The organism is Acinetobacter sp. RUH 2624, from assembly GCF_000162375.2.
GTDB lineage: Bacteria > Pseudomonadota > Gammaproteobacteria > Pseudomonadales > Moraxellaceae > Acinetobacter > Acinetobacter nosocomialis.
On the sequence record NZ_KI391939.1, the window covers coordinates 846,530 to 852,909 of the forward strand.

7 protein-coding genes and 1 pseudogene are annotated in these 6,380 nt (G+C 34.9%); 3 read left to right on the plus strand and 5 right to left on the minus strand.

The window, feature by feature from the left end; translation table 11 throughout:
* Nucleotides 1–4 precede the first annotated feature (4 nt).
* Nucleotides 5–748, plus strand: coding sequence for an amino acid ABC transporter ATP-binding protein (locus HMPREF0014_RS10680; protein ID WP_002049786.1), 744 nt, complete (start codon nt 5–7; stop codon nt 746–748).
* A 50-nt stretch (nt 749–798) separates the two neighbouring features.
* Here HMPREF0014_RS10680 and HMPREF0014_RS10685 read toward each other — a convergent pair whose 3' ends face one another.
* The gene (locus tag HMPREF0014_RS10685) at nt 799–2,115 is read right to left on the minus strand and encodes a DcaP family trimeric outer membrane transporter (protein WP_193786197.1); all 1,317 of its coding nucleotides are present in this window, start codon (nt 2,113–2,115) and stop codon (nt 799–801) included.
* Between the two features lie 344 nt (nt 2,116–2,459).
* Here HMPREF0014_RS10685 and HMPREF0014_RS10690 point away from each other — a divergent pair, with 344 nt between their 5' ends.
* The gene (locus HMPREF0014_RS10690; RefSeq protein ID WP_004887554.1) at nt 2,460–2,930 is read left to right on the plus strand and encodes an Lrp/AsnC family transcriptional regulator; all 471 of its coding nucleotides are present in this window, start codon (nt 2,460–2,462) and stop codon (nt 2,928–2,930) included.
* Between the two features lie 42 nt (nt 2,931–2,972).
* Here HMPREF0014_RS10690 and HMPREF0014_RS10695 read toward each other — a convergent pair whose 3' ends face one another.
* The 3 genes from HMPREF0014_RS10695 to HMPREF0014_RS10705 form a co-directional block, all read right to left on the minus strand.
* Nucleotides 2,973–3,722, minus strand: a complete 750-nt coding sequence (locus HMPREF0014_RS10695) for a YebC/PmpR family DNA-binding transcriptional regulator (RefSeq protein ID WP_002050219.1) — start codon at nt 3,720–3,722, stop codon at nt 2,973–2,975.
* Between the two features lie 162 nt (nt 3,723–3,884).
* Nucleotides 3,885–4,430 carry a 1-acyl-sn-glycerol-3-phosphate acyltransferase gene (locus HMPREF0014_RS10700; RefSeq protein WP_004887551.1) on the minus strand — a complete coding sequence of 182 codons (546 nt, stop codon included), beginning with the start codon at nt 4,428–4,430 and terminating at the stop codon, nt 3,885–3,887.
* Nucleotides 4,431–4,638: 208 nt separating this feature from the next.
* The gene (locus HMPREF0014_RS10705) at nt 4,639–5,199 is read right to left on the minus strand and encodes a TetR/AcrR family transcriptional regulator (RefSeq protein WP_006581002.1); all 561 of its coding nucleotides are present in this window, start codon (nt 5,197–5,199) and stop codon (nt 4,639–4,641) included.
* Between the two features lie 277 nt (nt 5,200–5,476).
* On the opposite strand from HMPREF0014_RS10705, the pseudogene HMPREF0014_RS10710 reads away from it, so the two are divergent.
* Nucleotides 5,477–6,088, plus strand: a pseudogene (locus HMPREF0014_RS10710) (hypothetical protein); the annotation flags it as partial.
* A 4-nt stretch (nt 6,089–6,092) separates the two neighbouring features.
* Here the strand turns inward: HMPREF0014_RS10710 and HMPREF0014_RS25355 are convergent.
* Nucleotides 6,093–6,380 (minus strand): IS3 family transposase (locus tag HMPREF0014_RS25355; protein ID WP_020992217.1); only part of this gene is annotated, 288 nt, incomplete at its 5' end.

Sequence of the window (6,380 nt, forward strand, 5' to 3'; positions counted from 1 at the left end):
TTAAATGCCAATGATAGACATCCAACATATCTCTAAATGGTATGGTGATTTTCAGGTTTTAACAGATTGCACGACGAGTATTGAAAAAGGTGATGTCGTTGTTGTTTGTGGGCCATCTGGTTCAGGAAAATCAACGCTCATTAAAACTGTAAATGCTTTAGAACCATTTCAGCAAGGTGACATTATTGTTGACGGGGTTTCATTAAAAGATCCAAAAACTGATCTGGCGAAATTCCGTTCTCGTGTAGGAATGGTGTTCCAGCATTTTGAACTTTTTCCGCACATGACTGTTTTGGAAAATTTAACCATTGCTCAAGTGAAGGTGTTAAAACGTTCAGTTGCCGAAGCGCGTGAAAAGGGGCTTAAGTATTTAGAACGAGTTGGGTTACTTGCTCACAAAGATAAATTTCCAGGACAACTCTCTGGTGGTCAGCAGCAACGTGTTGCAATTGCTCGCGGTTTATCTATGGACCCAGTCTGTATGTTGTTTGATGAACCTACTTCGGCACTCGACCCTGAAATGGTAGGTGAAGTGCTTGAAGTTATGGTGCAACTTGCTCATGAAGGTATGACCATGATGTGTGTTACCCATGAAATGGGCTTTGCTAAACGCGTATCTAACCGTTTAATTTTCATGGATGAAGGTAAAATTCTTGAAGATTGTCCAACCAATGAATTTTTTGATAATTTAGAAGCTCGTCATGAGCGTGCTAAACTTTTCTTGCAGAAAATTCAGGCAATGCATTAAATACAACAATAAAAAAGAGCCTATAAAGGCTCTTTTTTATTTCTAAGTTTTTAGAAATTATATTTTGCTAATAAATTTATGCGTGAGTAATCGCCTTTATCATCTGCAAATGTTTTGCGCTGGCCATAGGTATATTCTGCACCTAAGTCAATATTCTTGACAGGGTTCCAGATTAGGTTTACCAGTGCATTATAAATTTCCTTGTTATAACTGGTATTAGTCAAATTACTATTTGCGTATGTGTTGTCATCTTTATATTGAACTCCGCCAATTGCGAAAGTAGAGCGTAATAATGGATTCCATTTACGTTGATAGCCGATCACTGCGCTATCAAATTCACCTAATTGGATGTCTTGAGCCGCCGTGTCATATGCATAGGCAGAGTTGCTATAAGACAAATATCGTCCATCACCTTTAACATGATAATAGTTGGCAACTACGCTATCTTGAGGGGTAATATCATATTTTCCACCTATGCCGACACCCCAACCAAATTTTTCTTCAGACGTACTATCCTTAGGTGCTACTCGGTTTTCATGAACAAGTCCATGAAGTTGTAATAAGCCTTTATTATCAGCAGTTTTAAAATCATATCGAGTGGTTAGAGCAGGGAAGCGGCTTCCACCCGCCACATTTCCTACTTTTTCAACATCACCACCTTCTAAAGCAAATAATATTTTTTGTTGTGCATCAATAGGCTGTGTATAACGAACTTGTACTGTACGCGTTGTTCCTGTACCAACTGCGCCAGTAAAGTCTAATGTTTCTGGGGATGTGTCCGTATTTACAAAGGGTGAAGTGGTTTGACCTGCTAACCATTTACCTAAAGACATATAGGCATGGCGTACACGGAAAGTTCCACTACCATTGTCACCATTACCGCCCATAAAGTCGGCTTCAATTTTTCCGGTTAAATCGCCATATTGCGTAGGTCGGGTGATATCTAAACCAATACGTGTGGTTGCTGCAGATACATTTAGCGAGTCCTGTCTTGGATCATCTTTGTTTAAAGGATAGTTGGCTGCATTTGAAATGCTTCCATTTGAACCTTTAAAGTCATAAGTGGCATCTACTCGTACATTTCCATAAAGCTTAACTTGAGTCTGTCCATCAGGCATTTGCATCCAATCTGGTTTGCTCTGAGGAGCTGGTGAGCTAGCTACGGTTGTCGTTTGTGAAACTGTTGGAGTATTTACTGCTGATGCTGTTTTTTGCTGATTTGATAATTGCTGCACAAGTTGTTTTAACTCACCAACCTCTTTGCGTAAAGCATCTACTTCTGCGTCAGTAGCTGCATGGGCTGGCATAACTACACCTGTTAGGCTAATAGTAGTCATTGCTAGAACTAAAGTTTTGATATTTTTCACAAGCATTCCCCACATCGGATAAAGTTTTCCCGTATGTGCATAACAAAAACAGTGCCAACTTTTTAAAAAATTTTAAAACTACTGATTTTATTAAATAAAGCTTGAGATTTTTGAAATAAGATATACTTTTGCTGATGTGCTAAGTGAAACATTAAAAAAATATAACGCTATAGCGATTTCAAATGCGCTATAAATGCCAGGCTACTGCACAGTTAACAGGCACAGACTTGATTCAAGATATTAAAGTAAAGCTTATTCCTATTTTTAATCTGGTTTGATTTTTAAAGTGGGCTTGGCTTTAGGATATACTGTTAAGTTATATAAAATGCTATTTGGAGAAAAGGATGGAGCTTGACCGTTTTGATAAACAAATTCTGGAAATTTTGTCTCATGAAGACCTGAATTTGAATGAGCTTTCAGAACGGATTAATCTTTCAGTTAGCTCTGTCCATCGCCGTATTAAGCATTTGATTGAAGCTAATATCATGGGGCAGCTTAAAAGAGAAATTAACTTTAGCAAACTAGGGTTTACTTTGCATATTTTGCTACAAGTCTCTTTAAGTAAACATGATAGTGAAACCTTCGATAAATTTCTTTCTGAAATTGAAGCTATTCCTGAAGTTACAAATGCATTTTTAGTTACGGGTCAAAGTGCTGACTTCATTCTTGAATTAGTGGCGCGCAATATGGATGACTATAGCGAAATTTTATTAAGACGCATTGGTAAAATTGACAATGTAGTCGCTCTACATTCGAGCTTTGTCATCAAAAAGTACAATGTATTTAACTGTTATAACTTATTAAATAAACTATAGAAAAACGCACCAATTGGTGCGTTTTTAATTTCAATGTTTGGTTTAAGCATCTAATTGAGCTAAAACTTCTTCCGAGAATTCAACGTTTGTATAAACGTTTTGTACATCATCAAGATCTTCAAACATATCAATCATTTTAAGAATTTGTTTTGCTTGGTCAATATCTGTAATTTCAGCTTTTGTTGATGGACTCATCACAACTTCTGCATTATCAGATTTTAAACCTGCGGCAGCAAGAGCATCTTGAACTTCACCAAAAGTCTCTGGTGAAGTAATTACTAAAATTTCATCTTCTGAAACTTCAATATCTTCTGCACCTGCTTCTAAAGCTACTTCCATGATTTTGTCTTCTAAAGAAACATCTTCAAAAGTAATTTCACCACGTTTAGTAAATAGATAAGATACAGAACCCGCAGTTCCTAAGTTACCATTTGTTTTACTGAAACAGTGACGTACATCTGGAACTGTACGGTTGAGGTTATCTGTCATTGTTTCAATAAGGACAGCAACACCACCAACGCCATAACCTTCGTAAGTTACTTCTTTTAAATCATCATTATCTTCACCACCCACACCACGTTGGATTGCACGGTTAATGGTGTCACGTGTCATGTTGACTGAAAGTGCTTTTTCGACAACAGCACGAAGGCGAGGGTTGCTAGCAGCATCTCCACCACCAAGTCTGGCAGCAGTCACAATTTCACGAATATATTTAGTAAAAACTTTACCGCGACTTGCATCTTGTTTAGCTTTACGATGCTTAATATTGGCCCATTTAGAATGACCCGCCATGGAAGTGAACTCCAAAAATTAAAAAATGCAAAAGTGACAGAATATTATCATAGGCATGGTTTTCTTGAAAACTGTTGTCCTATGTTTTGTTAACCAATTAGCAACGCTTAGAAGGCCTAAATTTAAGTAAAAAATTAGTCTTAAAAGCGCTTACAGAACAAATTAGTTAATCTTCACATCAATATCATATTGCGCATAAAGTTCTTTAATTGTTTCAAGATCTTTTTGCAAATCTGAAGGGTAAATTTTACCTAAAATGCCACCTTTCTTTGTTCTTGCATTTGCATACATCAGTACAATTGGAACATTCGCAGCTTTTGCAATATGCCAGAAACCTGTACGAATAGGTTTGCGCTCAGATCCATCTTTTGCACGAGTTGCTTCAGGGGCAATGACTAGATTGAAGGTATCATTACTTTGAAATTTTTCGACCATTTGAGAAACAATATCTTTACTTGCTTTACGGTCTACCGGAATACCGCCTAGATTTTCAAGTATGGGCTTCATTGGGCCTTTAAAAAGCTCTTTTTTAATTAGCGTATGAATTTTTAAATCTAAGATTTGAAACAGAGCGATTGATAAGATCGCATCAAGGTTAGAAGTGTGCTCGAACCCAATAATTACTTGTTTTTTTTCAAGAATTGTAGGATCTACATCATAGGTCCAACCAACTGCTTTGAAGATAGAATTGCCTAAAAACTTTTTCATAGAGACGTGGGAGACAATAAGGTTGCGGAATTCTAATATGAGTTGGTCTAAAAGGGTAGAAAATTATCAACATGTTAAACTTTATTTATTTTAATTTTTAAATTGAAATATTTAATAAAATTTATATTTATTAATATTATATTTTAAATCCGTAATAGAAAAATATATAATAAATCAATTTAAAGTAATTTTTTATATATTAAAAATACTATGAATTCTCGGTTTTAATTAAATACTCGATATATCTCCATTTTTTTACAAGATCAATCAATTCTTTATCAATGGTTCCATCAATAATAATCCCATCAATAATCGAGATGATGATATGAGTAAGTGGAGTAGGGTCTTTAATATCTAACTCTACTAATAAACTATTGAGTAAATTGATAAGCCAATTTGTATATTCTTGAAATGGTTCACGAATTGAAGTGTATTGTTTAGATACTTCAATAAATGCCTTCTTAAACAAGCAACCGTTAAAGTTTTCGCTATTAATCCAGTCAATATACCAGTTAAAAATAAGATGTATTCTTTCAAGCGGCTCAGCATCTGGATGTAAATTTAATTTTTCATAAATTGAATTTTGTATATTAATATTTCGATGATGCAGACACTCCATAATTAAACTTTCTTTAGAGGGAAAGTATTTATAAAAAGTCATCTTCGCGACGTTTGATTCAGCAATAATTTTATCTACGCCTGTAGCGTTATAACCAATTTGGTTAAAAAGATCCAAAGCAGTATTTATAATATCTTCTTTTTTTGACATTACTATTCCATTTAGTTAAAACTAATTATTACTTTACATAGATTTTAAATTTTTAATCAATTTGATCATAATCAAAAACATAATTTGATTCAAGTTAATATTATAAAAATAATAGACATTATTTTTAACTTTTTTTAAATATTCTATTTGATTTCGTATGATTTTAATTCTAATATGGATTTTTGATAAAAGGAGTTTTATTTTTGGTATAACTCTTTGTTTTTAAAATAAAATATGGAAAAACAAAAAACTTTAATAAGTTTAACGAGAGTGGATTATGCCTAAAAAATTTGAGAACTTTAATAATCCTAGGAAAAAGGCACTCGCAGGGATGAAACAAAGCATTTCAGCTGAACTTTGGGATAAAAATCTTAACTTTTTAACTCAATTAAGAGCGAAGATTGCGCAGCATCCTGTATCTCATCATCCTGCAATTGAAACTTTAAATAACGGAGAAATTAATAAAGAAAATTTAAAGCGTATTCATTTAGAGTATCGTCATGCAATCGTACAAACATTTACAGATGCTTTATTAATGGCTCAGTATCAAACTAAGCAGTTAGAGCCGAGATTGCATGCCGGTGCAAAGATGTTCCCGCGTTTTCTTTTAAGCCTGAATATATTTGATGAGTTTGGATTCCGTCCTGGAGCCGATCGAGATGGTTACTATCAGGGAAACCCTGAATATGCCCATTATCCATTATTAGAAGATGTGCTTAATGATTTTGGCGTAACAGAGGAAGAACGCCGAAGTTATAAACCGACCAGCATTGCACATCAAGTGAGAGAGTTTTTAGAAAACTCTTATAACGACTATAAAGCTGTTTCAGCTTTATTGGCAGTAGCTGAAGAAGAAGTCATTTTATATAGTCCACCTTTACGTAGAGCTGATCCTAGACAGTATCGTGGACAACAAATCCCTCTAAATTCTTAAAATATTTCTTCTCAAAGGCTTCAGGGCTTAACCAGCCATTTGCAGAATGTCTTCTGACCCGATTGTAATAAATCTCAATATAGTCAAACAAGACAGCATTCGCTTCTTTTCGAGTGGCAAACACACTGCCATGGACCACATGACCTTTCAACGTATGAAAGAAGCTTTCAGTCACTGCATTATCCCAACAGTTTCCACGTCTAGACATACTCTGAGTACAATCATTTGTCAGTAACAGCGCTCTAAA

Coding starts and splice junctions, on each gene's coding strand:
- HMPREF0014_RS10680 (WP_002049786.1), top strand. CDS start 5: ATGCCAATGATAGACATCCAACATATCTCTAAATGGTATGGTGATTTT.
- HMPREF0014_RS10690 (WP_004887554.1), top strand. CDS start 2,460: ATGGAGCTTGACCGTTTTGATAAACAAATTCTGGAAATTTTGTCTCAT.
- HMPREF0014_RS10695 (WP_002050219.1), bottom strand. CDS start 3,722: ATGGCGGGTCATTCTAAATGGGCCAATATTAAGCATCGTAAAGCTAAA.
- HMPREF0014_RS10700 (WP_004887551.1), bottom strand. CDS start 4,430: ATGAAAAAGTTTTTAGGCAATTCTATCTTCAAAGCAGTTGGTTGGACC.
- HMPREF0014_RS10705 (WP_006581002.1), bottom strand. CDS start 5,199: ATGTCAAAAAAAGAAGATATTATAAATACTGCTTTGGATCTTTTTAAC.